This window comes from Pseudomonas sp. S5F11 (assembly GCF_019641515.1).
GTDB lineage: Bacteria > Pseudomonadota > Gammaproteobacteria > Pseudomonadales > Pseudomonadaceae > Aquipseudomonas > Aquipseudomonas rhodesiae.
Genome location: NZ_JAIFJZ010000001.1, coordinates 5388282 through 5404133 on the forward strand (window position 1 = coordinate 5388282; position 15852 = coordinate 5404133).

General features: G+C 60.7%; 15 protein-coding genes and 1 riboswitch. Of the genes, 10 read left to right on the plus strand and 5 right to left on the minus strand.

The genetic code is table 11. The features are described from left to right. Positions 1 to 80: 80 nt before the first annotated feature. The 5 genes from cysM to K1567_RS24475 all read left to right on the plus strand — a co-directional run bounded on the left by cysM (position 81) and on the right by K1567_RS24475 (position 6134). A complete protein-coding gene (gene cysM, locus K1567_RS24455; protein ID WP_034114771.1) occupies positions 81 to 983 on the plus strand; it encodes a cysteine synthase CysM in 903 nt (300 codons plus the stop codon). Continuing rightward, complete coding sequence (gene rlmD / locus K1567_RS24460) at positions 983 to 2335, plus strand: 23S rRNA (uracil(1939)-C(5))-methyltransferase RlmD (RefSeq protein WP_220698946.1); 1353 nt, start codon at positions 983 to 985, stop codon at positions 2333 to 2335. Before cysM ends, rlmD begins: the two co-directional genes overlap by 1 nt. 139 nt (positions 2336 to 2474) lie before the next feature. Beyond that, positions 2475 to 4721, plus strand: a complete 2247-nt coding sequence (gene relA, locus K1567_RS24465; RefSeq protein WP_034099604.1) for a GTP diphosphokinase — start codon at positions 2475 to 2477, stop codon at positions 4719 to 4721. Positions 4722 to 4729: 8 nt separating this feature from the next. Beyond that, positions 4730 to 5563 (plus strand): nucleoside triphosphate pyrophosphohydrolase, encoded by an 834-nt coding sequence (gene mazG, locus K1567_RS24470; protein ID WP_034099603.1) that lies wholly within the window; start codon positions 4730 to 4732, stop codon positions 5561 to 5563. 25 nt (positions 5564 to 5588) lie between these two features. Then, positions 5589 to 6134, plus strand: coding sequence for a DUF2058 domain-containing protein (locus K1567_RS24475; RefSeq protein WP_034114768.1), 546 nt, complete (start codon positions 5589 to 5591; stop codon positions 6132 to 6134). Between the two features lie 169 nt (positions 6135 to 6303). Here K1567_RS24475 and K1567_RS24480 read toward each other — a convergent pair whose 3' ends face one another. From K1567_RS24480 to purM, 4 genes are all read right to left on the minus strand, one after another. After that, positions 6304 to 6492 carry a hypothetical protein gene (locus tag K1567_RS24480; protein WP_034099600.1) on the minus strand — a complete coding sequence of 63 codons (189 nt, stop codon included), beginning with the start codon at positions 6490 to 6492 and terminating at the stop codon, positions 6304 to 6306. Positions 6493 to 6767: 275 nt separating this feature from the next. Continuing rightward, positions 6768 to 7481 (minus strand): DUF3108 domain-containing protein, encoded by a 714-nt coding sequence (locus tag K1567_RS24485; protein WP_034099599.1) that lies wholly within the window; start codon positions 7479 to 7481, stop codon positions 6768 to 6770. A gap of 8 nt (positions 7482 to 7489) precedes the next feature. After that, positions 7490 to 8140: a phosphoribosylglycinamide formyltransferase gene (gene purN, locus K1567_RS24490; protein WP_220698947.1), complete on the minus strand. Its 651-nt coding sequence runs from the start codon at positions 8138 to 8140 to the stop codon at positions 7490 to 7492. After that, positions 8140 to 9198: a phosphoribosylformylglycinamidine cyclo-ligase gene (gene purM / locus K1567_RS24495; RefSeq protein ID WP_034099596.1), complete on the minus strand. Its 1059-nt coding sequence runs from the start codon at positions 9196 to 9198 to the stop codon at positions 8140 to 8142. Before purM ends, purN begins: the two co-directional genes overlap by 1 nt. 357 nt (positions 9199 to 9555) lie before the next feature. Between purM and K1567_RS24500 the strand changes: the two genes are divergently transcribed. From K1567_RS24500 to K1567_RS24520, 5 genes are all read left to right on the plus strand, one after another. Next, positions 9556 to 10587: a DUF2066 domain-containing protein gene (locus K1567_RS24500; RefSeq protein ID WP_220698948.1), complete on the plus strand. Its 1032-nt coding sequence runs from the start codon at positions 9556 to 9558 to the stop codon at positions 10585 to 10587. 44 nt (positions 10588 to 10631) lie between these two features. Next, complete coding sequence (locus tag K1567_RS24505) at positions 10632 to 11705, plus strand: AI-2E family transporter (RefSeq protein WP_034099592.1); 1074 nt, start codon at positions 10632 to 10634, stop codon at positions 11703 to 11705. Between the two features lie 204 nt (positions 11706 to 11909). Further along, a complete protein-coding gene (gene hda, locus K1567_RS24510) occupies positions 11910 to 12614 on the plus strand; it encodes a DnaA regulatory inactivator Hda (RefSeq protein WP_034099591.1) in 705 nt (234 codons plus the stop codon). A gap of 209 nt (positions 12615 to 12823) precedes the next feature. Further along, positions 12824 to 13453, plus strand: coding sequence for a C40 family peptidase (locus tag K1567_RS24515; protein WP_034099590.1), 630 nt, complete (start codon positions 12824 to 12826; stop codon positions 13451 to 13453). 144 nt (positions 13454 to 13597) lie between these two features. Continuing rightward, complete coding sequence (locus tag K1567_RS24520; protein ID WP_034099589.1) at positions 13598 to 14137, plus strand: C40 family peptidase; 540 nt, start codon at positions 13598 to 13600, stop codon at positions 14135 to 14137. Positions 14138 to 14184: 47 nt separating this feature from the next. On the opposite strand, the gene K1567_RS24525 is transcribed toward K1567_RS24520, so the two are convergent. Then, entirely contained in the window at positions 14185 to 15498 is a 1314-nt protein-coding gene (locus K1567_RS24525; protein WP_034099588.1) for a sorbosone dehydrogenase family protein, read from the minus strand. Positions 15499 to 15597: 99 nt separating this feature from the next. Further along, positions 15598 to 15851: riboswitch (cobalamin riboswitch) on the plus strand. Position 15852: the final 1 nt, after the last annotated feature.

Consider the following 15852-nt stretch of genomic DNA (forward strand, 5'->3'; position numbering starts at 1 on the left):
AGTACCGCACTTTGCGTGATATGGCCCGCCGACCTTTCCCGGTATGATGTGCGCCCCGCAGTCTGGATTGCGAATACGCCATGACCTTGCAGTACCCCACTATCGCCGATTGCGTCGGCAACACGCCCCTGGTCCGCTTGCAACGCATGGCGGGTGAAACCAGCAATACCCTGTTGCTCAAGCTCGAAGGGAACAACCCGGCCGGCTCGGTAAAAGACCGCCCGGCGCTGTCGATGATCACTCGCGCCGAGTTGCGCGGGCAGATCAAACCGGGTGACACCCTGATCGAAGCCACCTCGGGCAACACCGGGATCGCCCTGGCCATGGCCGCCGCGATCAAGGGTTACAAAATGATCCTGATCATGCCCGACAACGGCAGCGCCGAGCGTAAGGCGGCAATGACCGCCTATGGCGCCGAGTTGGTGCTGGTGACCCAGGAAGACGGCATGGAAGGTGCTCGCGACCTCGCCGAGCGTATGGCCGCCGCAGGCCGTGGCCTGGTGCTCGACCAGTTCGCCAACGGGGATAACCCTGAGGCGCACTACACCAGCACCGGCCCGGAAATCTGGCGCCAGACCCAGGGCACCATTACCCATTTCGTCAGTTCCATGGGCACCACCGGCACCATCATGGGCAACTCGCGTTACCTCAAGGAGCAGAACCCGGCGATCCAGATCGTCGGCCTGCAACCGATGGAAGGCGCGGCTATCCCCGGCATTCGCCGCTGGCCAGAGGCCTATCTGCCGAAGATCTACAACGCCTCGCGGGTCGATCGCATCATCGACATGGCCCAGCGCGAAGCCGAAGACACCACCCGCCGCCTGGCCCGTGAAGAAGGCATCTTCTGCGGCGTTTCCTCCGGCGGTGCGGTGGCCGGCATGCTGCGGCTGTCGAAAGAAGTGGAAAACGCGGTGATCGTCGCGATCATCTGTGACCGAGGCGACCGTTACCTGTCGACCGGCATTTTCGACGAACCCAACTGATGGCCAAGCACGACAGAGGCCTGCGCTTCCAACCGACGGGCGGCAGCCGGGCCCCACAGATTCCGGTGGGCAAGAAACAACGCCTGACCATTGAGCGCCTGGCCAATGACGGGCGCGGCATCGTGTTCTTCGAAGGACGCACCTGGTTCGTCAATGGCGCCCTGGCCGGCGAAGAGGTCGAAGCGCGGGTGTTGGGCACCCACGGCAAAGTGGTCGAGGCCCGCACCGAGCGGGTGTTCAGCGCCAGCGAACTGCGCCGCCCTGCACCTTGCGCGCATTTCGGCCGCTGCGGCGGCTGCAGCGTGCAGCATCTGGCGCATGACGAACAACTCGCCCTGAAACAGCGCATGCTCGCCGAGCAACTGTCCCGTGTGGCCGGTATCGAGCCGTCGGAATGGGCGGCGCCGTTGAGTGGCCCGGAATTCGGCTACCGTCGCCGCGCCCGCGTGGCCGTGCGCTGGGACGCCAAGGCCAAGACCCTTGAAGTGGGTTTTCGCGCGGTGGCCAGCCAGGACATTGTTGCCATCGATGAATGCCCGGTGCTGGTACAGGCCTTGCAGCCGATCATGCAGCGCCTGCCGAACATGCTGCGCCGCTTGAGCAAACCTCAAGCCCTGGGGCATGTGGAGTTGTTCAGCGGGTCGTCCATTGCTGTGTTGTTGCGGCATATGGCGCCGTTGTCCGAAGCGGACCTGCTGGTGTTGAAAGAATTCTGCGCGTTCCATAACGCTCAATTGTGGCTCCAGGGTGAGGGGCAACCGGCACCGGTGGAGCCCGATCTGACCCTGGGATTTGGCCTGGAAGCCTGGGATCTGGAGCTGGCGTATCGGCCAGGGGATTTTGTTCAGGTCAACGCCGGGGTCAATGAGGCGATGGTGGCCCAGGCCCTGGAATGGCTGGCGCCGCAACCCGACGAGCGGGTGCTGGATCTGTTTTGCGGTCTGGGCAACTTCGCCTTGCCATTGGCGCGCCAGGTGCGTGAAGTGGTCGCGGTAGAAGGTGTGCAGACCATGGTGGACCGGGCGGCGCTCAACGCCGTCAGCAACAATTTGCATAATGCGCGGTTTTTTCAGGCCGATTTGTCTCAGCCTTTGACTGACGCAGAATGGGCCAAGCAGGGCTTTTCTGCGGTACTCTTGGACCCACCTCGCGATGGTGCTCAGGAGGTGGTGCGCAAGCTCGCCACCCTGGGAGCCAAGCGTCTGGTGTATGTGTCCTGCAACCCGGCGACGCTGGCGCGGGACACGGTTGAGTTGGTCAAGCAAGGCTACCGGCTAAAACGTGCCGGGATCCTCGATATGTTTCCGCAGACAGCGCATGTCGAGGCCATGGCGTTATATGAAGCGGGCTAGGATGCCCGTTTAATCCGACTGGCCTGCATTCTCCAGGGCCGTGATCCGCCAGGGAATCTGCAGGGTGAGCTTTAGTGATAAAGCAGGTTGGCGATGATTTTTGACGCATCGAAGGTGCGTCGTAGGGAAGGTAAGCAAGATGGTACAGGTGAGAGCACACCAGCCGATCAACACTGACGGCAGTATCAATCTCGAGGCATGGCTGGATCATGCGGTCAGTGTCGATCCGGCACTGGACCGTGAAGCCTTGAAGGCCGCCTGCGAGTTCGCCCGTGAGTCTGAGCAACAGGACAACGCGGCGAAGAACCTGTGGGCCGAAGGCACTTCAAGTTTTCGCACCGGCCTTGAGATCGCCGAGATCCTCGCCGATCTCAAGCTGGACCAGGATTCGCTGATCGCCGCCGTGCTCTATCGCGGCGTGCGCGAAGGGCATATTCCGTTGCCGACGGTCAGCCAGCGCTTCGGTGCGGTGGTGGCCAAACTGATCGACGGCGTGCTGCGCATGGCCGCCATCAGCGCCAGCCTCAGCCCGCGCCAGTCGATGGTGCTGGGTACCCAGGGCCAGGTCGAGAACCTGCGCAAGATGCTGGTGGCGATGGTCGACGACGTGCGCGTGGCCCTGATCAAGCTGGCCGAACGCACCTGTGCTATCCGTGCGGTCAAGAACGCCGACGACGAGAAACGCAACCGCGTCGCCCGCGAGGTCTTCGATATCTACGCGCCCCTGGCGCACCGCCTGGGTATCGGCCATATCAAGTGGGAGTTGGAGGACCTGTCCTTCCGATACCTGGAGCCCGATCAATACAAACAGATCGCCACGCTCTTGCACGAGCGCAGGCTGGATCGCGAGCGCTTCATCACCGATGTGATGAACCAACTGCGTTCCGAGCTGCAGGCCACCGGGGTCGAGGCTGACATCAGTGGCCGCGCCAAACACATCTATTCCATCTGGCGCAAAATGCAGCGCAAGGGCCTGGCTTTCAGCCAGATCTACGACGTGCGTGCGGTGCGCGTGCTGGTGCCGGAAATGCGCGACTGCTACACCGCGCTGGGCATCGTCCACACCCTGTGGCGGCACATTCCCAAGGAATTCGACGACTACATCGCCAACCCCAAGGAAAACGGTTACCGCTCGCTGCACACAGCGGTGATCGGCCCCGAGGGCAAGGTCCTGGAAGTGCAGATCCGCACCCATGCCATGCACGAAGAGGCAGAGCTGGGGGTGTGTGCGCACTGGCGCTACAAGGGCACCGACGTCAAGGCCGGCTCCAATCAGTACGAGGAGAAAATCTCCTGGCTGCGCCAAGTGCTGGAATGGCACGAAGAACTCGGCGACATCGGCGGCCTGGCCGAACAACTGCGGGTCGATATCGAACCGGACCGGGTCTACATCTTTACCCCGGACGGCCACGCCATCGACTTGCCCAAGGGCGCCACGCCGTTGGACTTCGCCTACCGCGTGCACACCGAGATCGGCCATAACTGCCGGGGCGCCAAGATCAACGGGCGCATCGTGCCGCTCAACTACAGCCTGCAGACCGGCGAACAGGTCGAGATCATCACCAGCAAACACGGCACCCCCAGCCGCGACTGGCTGAACCCGAACCTGGGTTACATCACTACATCGCGGGCGCGGGCCAAGATCGTCCATTGGTTCAAACTGCAGGCCCGCGACCAGAACGTCGCCGCCGGCAAGACCCTGATCGAACGCGAACTGGCGCGCCTGGGGCTGCCCCAGGTGGACTTCGACAAGCTGGCCGAAAAGGCCAATATGAAGATTGCCGAAGACATGTTCGCCGCCCTCGGTGCCGGCGACCTGCGCCTTGCGCAGTTGGTCAACCTGGCCCAGCAACTGGTGGAGCCGGAGCGCGGCAACGAACAACTGGAGCTGATCCCACGCAAAGCCACCGGCTACAAACCTGGCAAGCGCGGCGATATTCAGATCCAGGGCGTGGGCAACCTGATGACGCAGATGGCCGGTTGCTGCCAGCCGCTGCCGGGCGATGCCATCGTCGGCTACATCACCCAGGGTCGTGGCGTGAGCATTCACCGTCAGGACTGCGCTTCGGTGTTGCAGCTGGCCGGGCGTGAGCCGGAGCGCATCATTCAGGTCAGTTGGGGGCCGGTACCGGTGCTCACCTATCCGGTGGACATCATCATCCGCGCCTACGACCGTTCGGGGTTGCTGCGCGACGTCTCGCAAGTGTTGCTCAACGAGCGGATCAACGTGTTGGCGGTCAACACCCGCTCGAATAAAGAGGACAACACCGCGTTGATGTCACTGACCATCGAGATTCCCGGGCTGGATGCGCTGGGGCGGTTGCTGGGGCGGATTTCCCAGTTGCCGAACATCATCGAGACGCGGCGTAATCGCACGCCATCATGAGTAGCCCGATGTACAGCCTCGAAGACCTGCTGCACCTGATGAATCGCCTGCGGGACCCGCAATACGGGTGCCCGTGGGACATCAAGCAAACCTACGCGAGTATCGTCCCGCACACCCTCGAAGAAGCCTACGAGGTGGCCGATGCCATCGAGCGTGGCGACTTCGATCACTTGCAGGGCGAGCTAGGCGATTTGCTCTTTCAGGTGGTGTATTACAGCCAGCTGGCGCGGGAAGAAGGGCGCTTTGAATTTGCCGGGGTGGTCGACAGCATTACTCGCAAGCTGATTCGGCGTCACCCCCATGTGTTCCCCACCGGCGATCTGTATGCGCCGCTGGATGTCCCGCGACTCAGCGAAGAACACGTCAAGGAACGCTGGGAGCAGATAAAGGCCGAGGAGCGCGCGGAAAAATCCGACGCTCCGCAGCAGCTTTCACTGCTCGACGATGTGCCCAGCGCCTTGCCGTCCCTGTCCCGTGCCGCCAAGTTGCAGAAACGCGCCAGCCAGGTCGGTTTCGACTGGCCATCGGCCTTGCCGGTGGTGGACAACGTGCGCGAAGAGTTGGATGAAGTCCTCGAAGCCATGGCCGATAACGACCCGGCGGCCATTGCCGATGAAGTCGGCGACCTGCTATTCGCGGCGGTCAACCTGGCCCGTCACCTCAAGGTCGACCCCGAAACCGCGCTGCGTGGCGCCAATGCCAAGTTCGAACGACGCTTCCGATTTATCGAACAGGCATTGCGCGAGACCCAGCGTCCCATGGAAGATTGCACCCTCGAAGAGTTGGACGCCCTATGGGGCGAAGCCAAACGTCAGGAAAAGAACGTGTCCAGCTGCGGTTGAGCAGTTGCCTAAGTGAGTAAGCACCATGAGCCTTTCCCTTCGCGACCAGTTGCTCAAAGCAGGTCTGGTCAATCAAAAGCAGGCCAAGCAGGTCGGCAAAGAGAAACAGAAGCAGCAACGCCTGGTCCACAAAGGCCAGGCCGAAGCCGATGACACCCAGGCGCGCCTGGCCCTTGAGGCCAAGGCCGAAAAGGTCAAGCGCGATCAGGAACTGAACCGCCAGCAGCAGGAAAAAGCCGAGGCCAAGGCCCGTGCGGCCCAGGTCAAGCAACTGATCGAAACCTCGCGCCTGCCCAAGCTGACCACCGAGGACTACTACAACTTCGTGGATGACAAGAAGGTCAAGCGCCTGTCGGTCAACACGTTGATGCGCAACAAACTGAGCAACGGCTCCCTGGCGATCGTGCATCACGGCGGCGGTTACGAAGTGATCCCACGGGAGGCCGCGTTGAAGATCCAGGAGCGCGCACCCGAGCGCATCGTGCAGCTCAATATCCTCACCGAGAGCCAGGTGCCGGACGAGGATGATCCCTACGCGGCTTACCAGATCCCTGACGATCTGATGTGGTAACGAGCCGGCTTGTTGTGGTGAGCGGGCTTGCCCCGCGTTGGGCTGCAAAGCAGCCCCAAAACCTGGTTGAGATTCTGTCTGACGGAATGCGTTAGCCGTGCTCAGGGCTGCTCCGCAGCCCAGCCCAGGACAAGCCTGCTCACCACAACCCTCTACACGATTTCGGGTTTCAGGCGCTTTCTGCCTGGCGTCTCATCTCAAGCATTTCAAGCTCGTTCTTATAGTTCTGAGCGTCGCTTTCGTTATGAAACATGCCGACCAGCAGGTCTTGTTGGTGTACATCCCAGATGTGAATCCCATGGCCCAACGCTTCATGGGACATATGTGCATCGTCGCGTTCAGTTACTTTTACAGTCATCTGCTTGCTCCAATCTCTGGTGGATCTGCGGCAAGTCGTCGCAGGCTTTTGTTATATGTTTTGTTAGCTTGCTAAGTAAACCGGTTTTGCCTGCAACAATTCATTGCATGAAACGCAACAATGCTGCAGGCCCCGTAAACCGCGACATTGCGCCGCAGAGCCGTGGGTTTGATGACAAAAGTTTCATGTGAAAGGGCTTGCCGCACCCCTGTGCGAGCGAGAAAACAGGCGAAAAAAAGCCCCGCATTCGCGAGGCTTTCAGTCTTATCGATCGATCAGCTGCCTTTGACCGCTTTACCGTCAACGGTGCCGTCCTGCAGCATGATGTTGTATTCCTTACCGTCGGTCTCAACCTGGCGCAGGGCAACCAGAATGCCGCCCTGGTCCTTGGCAAACCACATCTGGGTAATGCGCTTGCTTTGCGTCGGATCACGTACGCGCTCGACCTTGATGGCGTCGATGGAGCCGACCTTGGTCTGGACCTTTTCCGGGCCGATCACGCGGAAGTCGTAGGTGTCGACATCAGTGCCTTCCACCACGTTGTAGCTCATGCTCTTTTTGCCGGCGGCGACATCGCGCTGCAAGGCCAACTGGTAGGTCGACTTATCGAGCATGCCGCTTTGCAGAGGCACATTCACGGCGTCTTTGTTTTCGAAGCCGGTGACTTTCTTGGCTGCCTGATCGAAGTCCAGGTTGATTTTCTTGGCTTTGCCCAGGCCGCCGCGTTCGAAGGTGTAGCTCTTCGGTTGCAGGCTGTCCTTGTCAAACAGGATCACGCTGGTTTCAGTCAGGCTGGCAATCATCATGGAAGCCTTGAAGTTCAAGGTCCACGTGCCGTCGCTATTCTTGGTCAGGCTGCGTTCGGCCGAACCACTCATGGGCAACTGTTTCCAGTCGGCGGTGTAGCTTACGGAGAAGGGATGAAGGTCTGCCGCTTGCACCGCAGGCAAGGCGAACAGCGCAAAAGCGAAGAGCAAGGCACGACGCATAAAATCTCCTAGGTTCGAATCAAGTGGCCGCTGGCCGCGAGTAACTGGCCGTCCAATAATGCACCCTGGTCACCGAGAATCAACCGCCCCTCGGCAAACCAGCGAACCGCCAGCGGGTAAATCCTGTGTTCCTGGGTGTGAACCCGTTGCGCAAGCGTCTGCGCCGAGTCATCCGACTCTACCGGAACCACTGCCTGTACGACCAGAGGCCCGCCATCGAGTTCCTCGGTGACGAAGTGCACGCTGCAGCCATGCTCGCGGTCACCGGCATCAATGGCACGTTGGTGCGTGTGCATGCCCTTGTATTTGGGCAGCAGGGAAGGGTGGATATTCAGCAGGCGCCCGGCGTAATGGCGCACGAAGTCAGCGCTGAGGATGCGCATGAAACCGGCCAGTACCACGAGCTTGGGATCGAAGGCGTCGATCAGTTCCACCAGGGCGCGATCAAAAGCCTCGCGGCCGTCGAACGCCTTGTGATCCAGGGCGCGGGTTTCGATTCCCGCGTCCCTGGCGCGTTGCAGCCCATAGGCGTCGCTACGGTTGGAGATCACCGCAGCGATGCGCACCGGGCTGTCGCCGGTGCGCGTGCTGTCGATCAGGGCCTGCAAGTTACTGCCGGTGCCGGAGAGCAGCACCACGACATCACAGGTTGCCGGCATCAGTGCGCCTTAAGGTTCTTCAGTTCAACCTGGGCCGCGCCTTCCGGAGCGGTGGCGATCTGGCCGATGACCCAAGGCTGCTCGCCGGCTTCGCGCAATACGTTCAGCGCGGTTTCCACATGTTCCTGCGCTACGCAGATGACCATGCCCACGCCGCAGTTCAGCACACGGTGCATTTCGGTTTCGTTGACGTTGCCTTTTTCCTGCAACCAATCGAACACCGCAGGACGCTGCCAGCTGGCGACGTCGACAATAGCCTGAGCGCCTTTTGGCAGGACGCGCGGGATGTTGTCCAGCAGGCCGCCACCGGTGATGTGGGCCATGGCCTTCACGGCGCCGGTGTCCTTGATCAGCTTGAGCAACGGCTTGACGTAGATGCGGGTCGGCGCCATCAGCAGGTCGGTCAGTGGCTTGCCGTCGAGCTGGGTGTTTTCGATGTCGGCACCCGACACTTCGATGATCTTGCGGATCAGCGAGTAGCCGTTGGAGTGCGGACCGGAGGATGGCAGGGCGAGCAGGGCGTCACCAGCGGCCACTTTGGAGCCGTCGATGATTTCGGCTTTTTCTACAACGCCGACGCAGAAACCGGCCAGGTCGTAGTCTTCGCCTTCGTACATGCCAGGCATTTCAGCGGTTTCGCCGCCTACCAGGGAGCAACCCGACAGTTCGCAGCCAGCGCCGATACCGGTGACCACTTGGGCGGCGGTGTCCACGTTCAGCTTGCCGGTGGCGTAGTAGTCGAGGAAGAACAGCGGCTCGGCGCCACATACCACCAGGTCGTTGACGCACATGGCCACCAGGTCGATGCCGATGCTGTCGTGCTTGTTCAGGTTCAGGGCCAGGCGCAGCTTGGTGCCCACGCCGTCGGTGCCGGACACCAGGACTGGCTGCTTGTAGCCGGCCGGGATCTCGCAGAGGGCGCCAAAACCGCCCAGGCCGCCCATGACTTCGGGGCGCGCAGTGCGCTTGGCGACGCTCTTGATGCGTTCGACCAATGCTTCACCGGCGTCGATGTCTACACCGGCGTCCTTGTAGCTCAGGGAGGGTTGCTTGCTCATGATCCAGGCCTTTAGGGGGGATTTCTGGGTAACGACCGAGCGGGCGGGGGCTTTTGTAAAGAGGCCCAGCCGTTGACGGTCTGCGAAGGCGCGCGATTTTATCAGGCTTGAGGGGCAGCGGCCATCCTCGGGCCGACGGGCAGGGCCATATCGGCTAAAAAAGGCGATTAAAAAAATGCTAATCGACTCGGCTTCAGCGCCTATTAAGGTATAGCCTTGAACCCGCTAGTACTGTGACAGTACGAAAACTTACCGAGACCCCGTGAATGTTTTACCGGTCGCCGTGGTCCCAGCCCAGGCGAAACCGAGTTCGCGCGGTCTGTTCCAGCCGCTAAATCTGTCGTTCGGGAATCTTTCATGCGTCTGTGTAATGTGTTTTTTGTGGGCTGTTTGTCGTTGGTCAGCCTGGCGAGTCATGCCGAAACCCTCAACGGCCTTTATCAAGTACTTGAACCGGTCAGCAGCCAGTCGCCCCAGGAGCGCGACCAAGCAACCCAGCGCGCGGTGCAGACCCTGGTGATCCGCCTGACTGGCGATGCCAAGGCCGCCGAAGGCCCGGGCCTGGCGGCGGTACGCAAAGATCCGCAGCAGATCATCAGCCAGTTCGGCTACGACGCCGGCCCGCCGGAAAGCCTGCAAGTGGATTTCGACCCGGTGAGCACCGATCGCGCATTGCGTGACGCCGGGTTGTCTATCTGGGGCAGTAATCGGCCCTCGATCCTGGGCTGGTGGCTGAATGATTCCACCGAGGGCAGCAGCCTGGTGGGCGACGGCCAGTCCGCCGCCCAAGCGCTGCGTCGTGCGGCGCAACACCGTGGCTTGCCGCTGCGTCTGCCATTGGGCGACCTGGAAGAGCAAGTAGTGGCCACCGCGCCGAACCTGGAGAGCGCCGATGCCACGCCGCTGCGGGCTGCGTCCGAACGCTACGGCGCCGATGCGTTGCTGGCGGTGCATGCGCGTCAAGAAGGTAATCAGTGGCAGGCCAAATGGCGCCTGTGGTTGGGCGACAAGGCTGATCAAGGCACCGCCGAGGGCGCAGACACCGCAGCGCTGGCGGATGCGGTGATGTTGGCCGTCAGCCAGAAGCTGGCGCCGCGTTTTGCGGTCAAGCCGGGTGTCAGCACCGAGCAGTTGCTGGAAGTGCAGGGCATGAATCTGGAGCGCTACGCAACGCTTGGGCATCTGCTTGAGCCGTTTGGCGGTCAACCGCTGCTGGTCGATGGCGACCGCATTGTGTATCGCGTGAACGGCAGCGCCGAGCAATTGCGTACCCAGTTGAACCTGGCCAAGTTGCAGGAGGTTCCAGCGGCTGAAGCCCAGCCGGTGACCGACGGAACGCCACCGGCCGCTGCCCCCGAACCCCAGGCGCAACTGCGTTTTCGCTGGTAAACGTTCTTCCTTATATAGATAGAAGCAAACAGATGGAGTGGTTTATGGCGGATACGCGTCGTTGGGTGTGGCTTGGCGGGATTGTCCTGCTGTGCGTTTTTGTGTTCTTGCTGCATTCGATCCTGACGCCGTTCCTTGTCGCGTTGCTGTTGGCCTACCTATTCGATCCCGTGGTGGATCGTCTGGAAAAGGCCGGACTTTCGCGAACCTTGGGCGTGGTAACGGTGTTCGCGCTGTTCACCTTGATCGTCACGGCCCTGGTCCTGGTGCTGGTGCCGATGCTGGTCAAGCAGCTGTATCGATTGTATGAGCTGGCGCCGCAAATGCTCGACTGGCTGCAGCACACGGCGATGCCGTGGGCTCAATCCAAGCTGGGGCTGTCGGATGGCTTCTGGAAGTTCGACAAAGTTAAGGCGGCCATCAGTGAGCACATGGGCCAGACCACCGATATCGTCGGTGTGGTGCTTAGCCAGGCCACCGCTTCCGGGCTCGCGCTGATCGGTTGGTTGACCAACTTGGTGCTGATCCCGGTGGTGGCGTTTTACCTGCTGCGCGACTGGGACATCATGATGGCCAAGATCCGCAGCCTGCTGCCGCGTGACCGCGAAGAGCGCATTGTGTCCCTGGCCGAAGAGTGCCATGAAGTGCTGGGCGCATTCGTGCGTGGTCAGTTGCTGGTGATGCTGGCCTTGGGCGTTATCTATGCCGCCGGGTTGATGGCCATCGGCCTGGAGCTGGGCCTGTTGATCGGGCTGATTGCAGGTTTGGCTGCGATCGTGCCGTACATGGGGTTTGTGATCGGGATCGGCGCGGCGTTGGTGGCGGGTCTGTTTCAGTTCGGCGGCGATCTTTACCCGATGCTGGGTATCGTTGCAGTGTTTATGGTCGGCCAGGCGCTGGAAGGCATGGTGCTCACGCCGCTGTTGGTGGGGGATCGCATCGGTCTGCACCCGGTGGCCGTGATCTTTGCGATCCTGGCGGGCGGGGAGTTGTTCGGTTTTACCGGCATCCTGCTGGCCCTACCGGTGGCTGCGGTGATCATGGTGCTGGTGCGCCATGTGCATGATCTGTACAAGGATTCGGATGTGTACACAGGGGTCGAAGACCCCGACCTGTAATCGCAGTGTCACAAGCCCGGCGCAACGCCGGGTTTGTTGTTTATTCAGGCGTGGCGTCAAACAATTCGCGTAAAACCAACAAGTTAACGCAAACCTTTGATTTTGCTTGAGGTCTGCTGCATTGTGCGCCCGACGTCACGGGTATAAACTTCGCAAACTTTTCACAGAGGCCACTAACGGTTCGATGGGAGCCGTTCAGTCAGCATGAAACCGATTCAGCTGCCCTTGGGTGTGCGTCTGCGTGACGACGCCACCTTCATCAATTACTACCCAGGCGCCAACGCCGCTGCACTCGGCTATGTCGAGCGGCTCTGCGAAGCCGACGCCGGGTGGACTGAAAGCCTGATCTATCTGTGGGGCAAGCATGGCGTGGGGCGTACCCACCTGTTGCAGGCCGCGTGTCTGCGCTTCGAGCAGATGGGCGAACCGGCGGTGTACCTGCCGTTGGCTGAGTTGATGGATCGCGGCGTCGGCATTTTCGACCACCTTGAGCAATACGAGCTGGTCTGCCTCGACGACCTGCAGGCCATAGCTGGCAAAGCTGACTGGGAAGAAGCGCTGTTCCATCTGTTCAACCGCCTGCGTGACAGTGGCCGACGCCTGTTGATTGCGGCCTCCACCTCGCCGCGGGAATTGCCGGTCAAGCTGGCGGACCTTAAATCGCGCCTGACCCTGGCGTTGATCTTCCAGATGCGCCCCTTGTCCGACGAGGACAAATTGCGCGCCCTTCAGTTACGAGCCTCGCGGCGCGGCCTGCATCTCACCGATGAGGTCGGGCATTTCATCCTGACCCGTGGCACTCGCAGCATGAGCGCATTGTTCGATCTGCTTGAACAGCTCGATCAAGCTTCCTTGCAGGCGCAAAGAAAATTGACGATCCCTTTTCTCAAAGAGACATTGGGCTGGTAACGCCTTGATTTTCAATGTTTCGGCACTTTTCAGGCGCCAGAAAACCTGCGTATGAGCCCGGCGAGCTACGCATTTTTGTCGATAAATGGAATTACGGCTTAGATGTCAGGGTCGAATCGGGAAGTCACAAAAGGCACGATTGAATTTGCAAATCGATGTGATAGAGGGCATAGTCGCGGCTTCTAAATCTATCAGCCACGGTCGTGCCCATGCTAAATCGCTTCGCACCCCTCGTGCCTCTCGCACTCGTCACCCTGTTGTTTGGTTGCGCGTCCCACCCTCAACAGGTGGCAGAACAGCAAAAACCACAGGTTCAAAACCAGGCAAAATTCGTCGCGGCGCAATCTTCCACTGTTTATGAGGAAGAAGTGGCGACCGAAAAAGAGCTGGCCGACTTTTCCGGCAGCAAGCCTTATCAACTCCCAGTTCTGGCCGACAGCATTCTTGAGCGCGGCATGTCCCTGATCGGTACCCGTTACCGTTTCGGCGGTACCTCCGAAGCCGGTTTCGATTGCAGCGGCTTTATCGGTTATCTGTTCCGTGAAGAGGCCGGCATGAACCTGCCGCGTTCGACGCGCGAAATGATCAACGTTAATGCACCGCTGGTCGCGCGCAACAACCTCAAGCCCGGCGATCTGCTTTTCTTCAGTACCAGTGGTCGTGGGCGCGTCAGCCACGCCGGTATCTATTTGGGCGATAACCAGTTTATCCACTCCAGCAGCCGTCGCAGCGGCGGTGTTCGAGTCGACAATCTGGGCGACAGCTACTGGAGCAAAACCTTCATCGAAGCCAAGCGTGCCTTGGCGATGGCTCCGACTACCGTTACCGCCAGCAAGTAAAGTTAAAGTGATACTTGAAGTTTGACGTGTAAGCGCTAGAATCCCTGGACATTGTTGTAATCGGTACGCGCGAGCTTTGCTTGCGCGTTCTGGTTTTCAGCGTTCGGCAGCGAAAGCCGCATCCAGACCAGGATTGTTCTGCACATGTCGACCTCGGCCCGCCTGATTCTTATCCTCTGCGCCGCGCTTATCAGCGCCTGCGCCAGCCGGCCACCGCCCGCGCCCGTCGCGGTCAAGCCCAAGCCGGTGTTCAACTATTCCACGCAAAGTTTCTCGCCTGCCGCCGAAGATGTGCTGTTTCGCGCGCTCGGCCTGGTCGGCACGCCTTATCGCTGGGGCGGCAACACCCCGGACTCTGGGTTTGATTGCAGTGGCCTGATCGGGTTTGTGTTCCGCGATGCCGCCGGCATCTCGTTGCCGCGCACCACCCGAGAGCTGATCGTGATGCGTGCCCAAGATGTGAGCGAGCAGAACCTGCAGACCGGCGACCTGCTGTTCTTCGCCACCGGCGGCGGCTCCCAAGTCAGTCACGCCGGTATCTATGTGGGTGAAGGCCGCTTCGTACACGCACCGCAAACCGGCGGTACGGTGAAACTGGACACCTTATCCAAAGCCTATTGGCAGAATGCCTACCTGAGCGCCAAACGCGTGTTGCCGGCTGAGCATTTGGCACGCAATCCTTAATCCAATGTGGGAGGGAGCAGTTCCCTCCCACATGGTTTTTGCGGTGTTTATTTAGCGGCCGACACCCGCCACACCTTGTTCCCCACATCATCGGCCACCAGCAAATCGCCTTGCTGATCAATCACCACGCCCACCGGCCGGCCCATGGCTTTTTCATCTTGATCGAGGAATCCGGTAAGTACATCCACAGGTTGCCCTTTCGGCTGGCCACCCTCGAACGGTACGAAGATCACTTTGTAGCCACTGTGTGGCTTGCGGTTCCACGAGCCGTGCTGGCCGATAAACGCGCCGTTGCTGAAGGCGGGTGGCAATTTGCTCCCTTGCGCAAACGTCAGGCCCAGTGAAGCGGTATGTGGCCCCACTGCATAGTCCGGGGCAATGGCTTTGGCCACCAAGTCCGGATTCTGTGGCGTGACGCGTTCATCCACGTGCTGGCCGTAGTAGCTGAAGGGCCACCCGTAGAAAGCGCCGTCTTTGACCGACGTGATGTAATCCGGCACCAAATCGCTGCCGATCTCGTCGCGTTCGTTCACTGCGGTCCACAGTTTGCCGCTCTGGGGTTCCCAGGCCATACCGTTGGGGTTGCGCAAGCCTGAGGCGAAGATGCGGTGCTGGCCGCTGGCGCGGTCCACTTCCCAGATCGCAGCGCGGCCTTGTTCGGCCTCCAGGCCATTTTCACCGACGTTGCTGTTGGAGCCGACGCTCACGTACAGCTTGCTGCCGTCCGGGCTGGCGATCACGTTTTTGGTCCAGTGGTGGTTCAGCGGTCCGCCCGGCAGCTCGACCACCGTGGTGCCTGCGGTCTTGATTGCAGTGGCGCCCGGTTGATAGGCAAAGCGCAGCAGTTTGTCCGAATCGGCGACATAGAGGTCGTTGCCCACCAGTGTCATACCGAACGGCGAGTTGAGATTTTCCAGGAACACCGTGCGGGTTTCCGCCACACCGTCGTGGTCGGCATCGCGCAACAGGGTGATGCGGTTCGGGCTGGGTACGCCGGCGCCAGCGCGGTCCATGACCTTTTCCATTACCCAACCACGAATGCCTTTGGCGTCATCCGGCTTGGGCGGCGCGTTGGTTTCCGCCACCAGCACGTCGCCATTGGGTAAAACGTACAGCCAGCGCGGGTGATCCAGGCCTTCGGCAAAAGCGCTCACCTGCAAGCCTGGTGCTGCCGTGGGCTTGGCGCCGTCGGGCCAGCCGATGGCCGGGGCGATGTTGACGGTGGGGATCAGGGTCTTGTTCGGTTGCGGTAAGCGCGGCGATGGCCCCGTGCCGTCGCTGATCTGCAAAGTGGAGCTTTCACCGCAGGCGGTGAGGCTGCCGGCGAGCATGATCAGTAAGGCGAGTCTGGTTTTATGCATGGTGTTCTCCTTGATACCTGTAGGGATAGAGGAGGGCGCGGGTGCGATGGTTCAAGAACAAGGCCGGCTTTAATTGACGCTCCACCCCCAACCCACTAACCTTCGCGGCTTGTTTCAGGTGCTCTGTGACCCACGGGTCGACGGAGTGAAACAGGGAAGCCGGTGAGTGAGCGCACTTGTACACAGTGTGGCCGCGATCCCGGCGCTGCCCCCGCAACGGTAAATGAGTCAAGACGCTGCCTTTGGCCACTGTATCCCAGCGATACGGGAAGGCGCAGCGTCGGTCTGTTCCTGGTTCGCCGGGAGCGGGCCACTTATGAGCCCGGAGACCGGCCTGGATCATTCAACAGCATC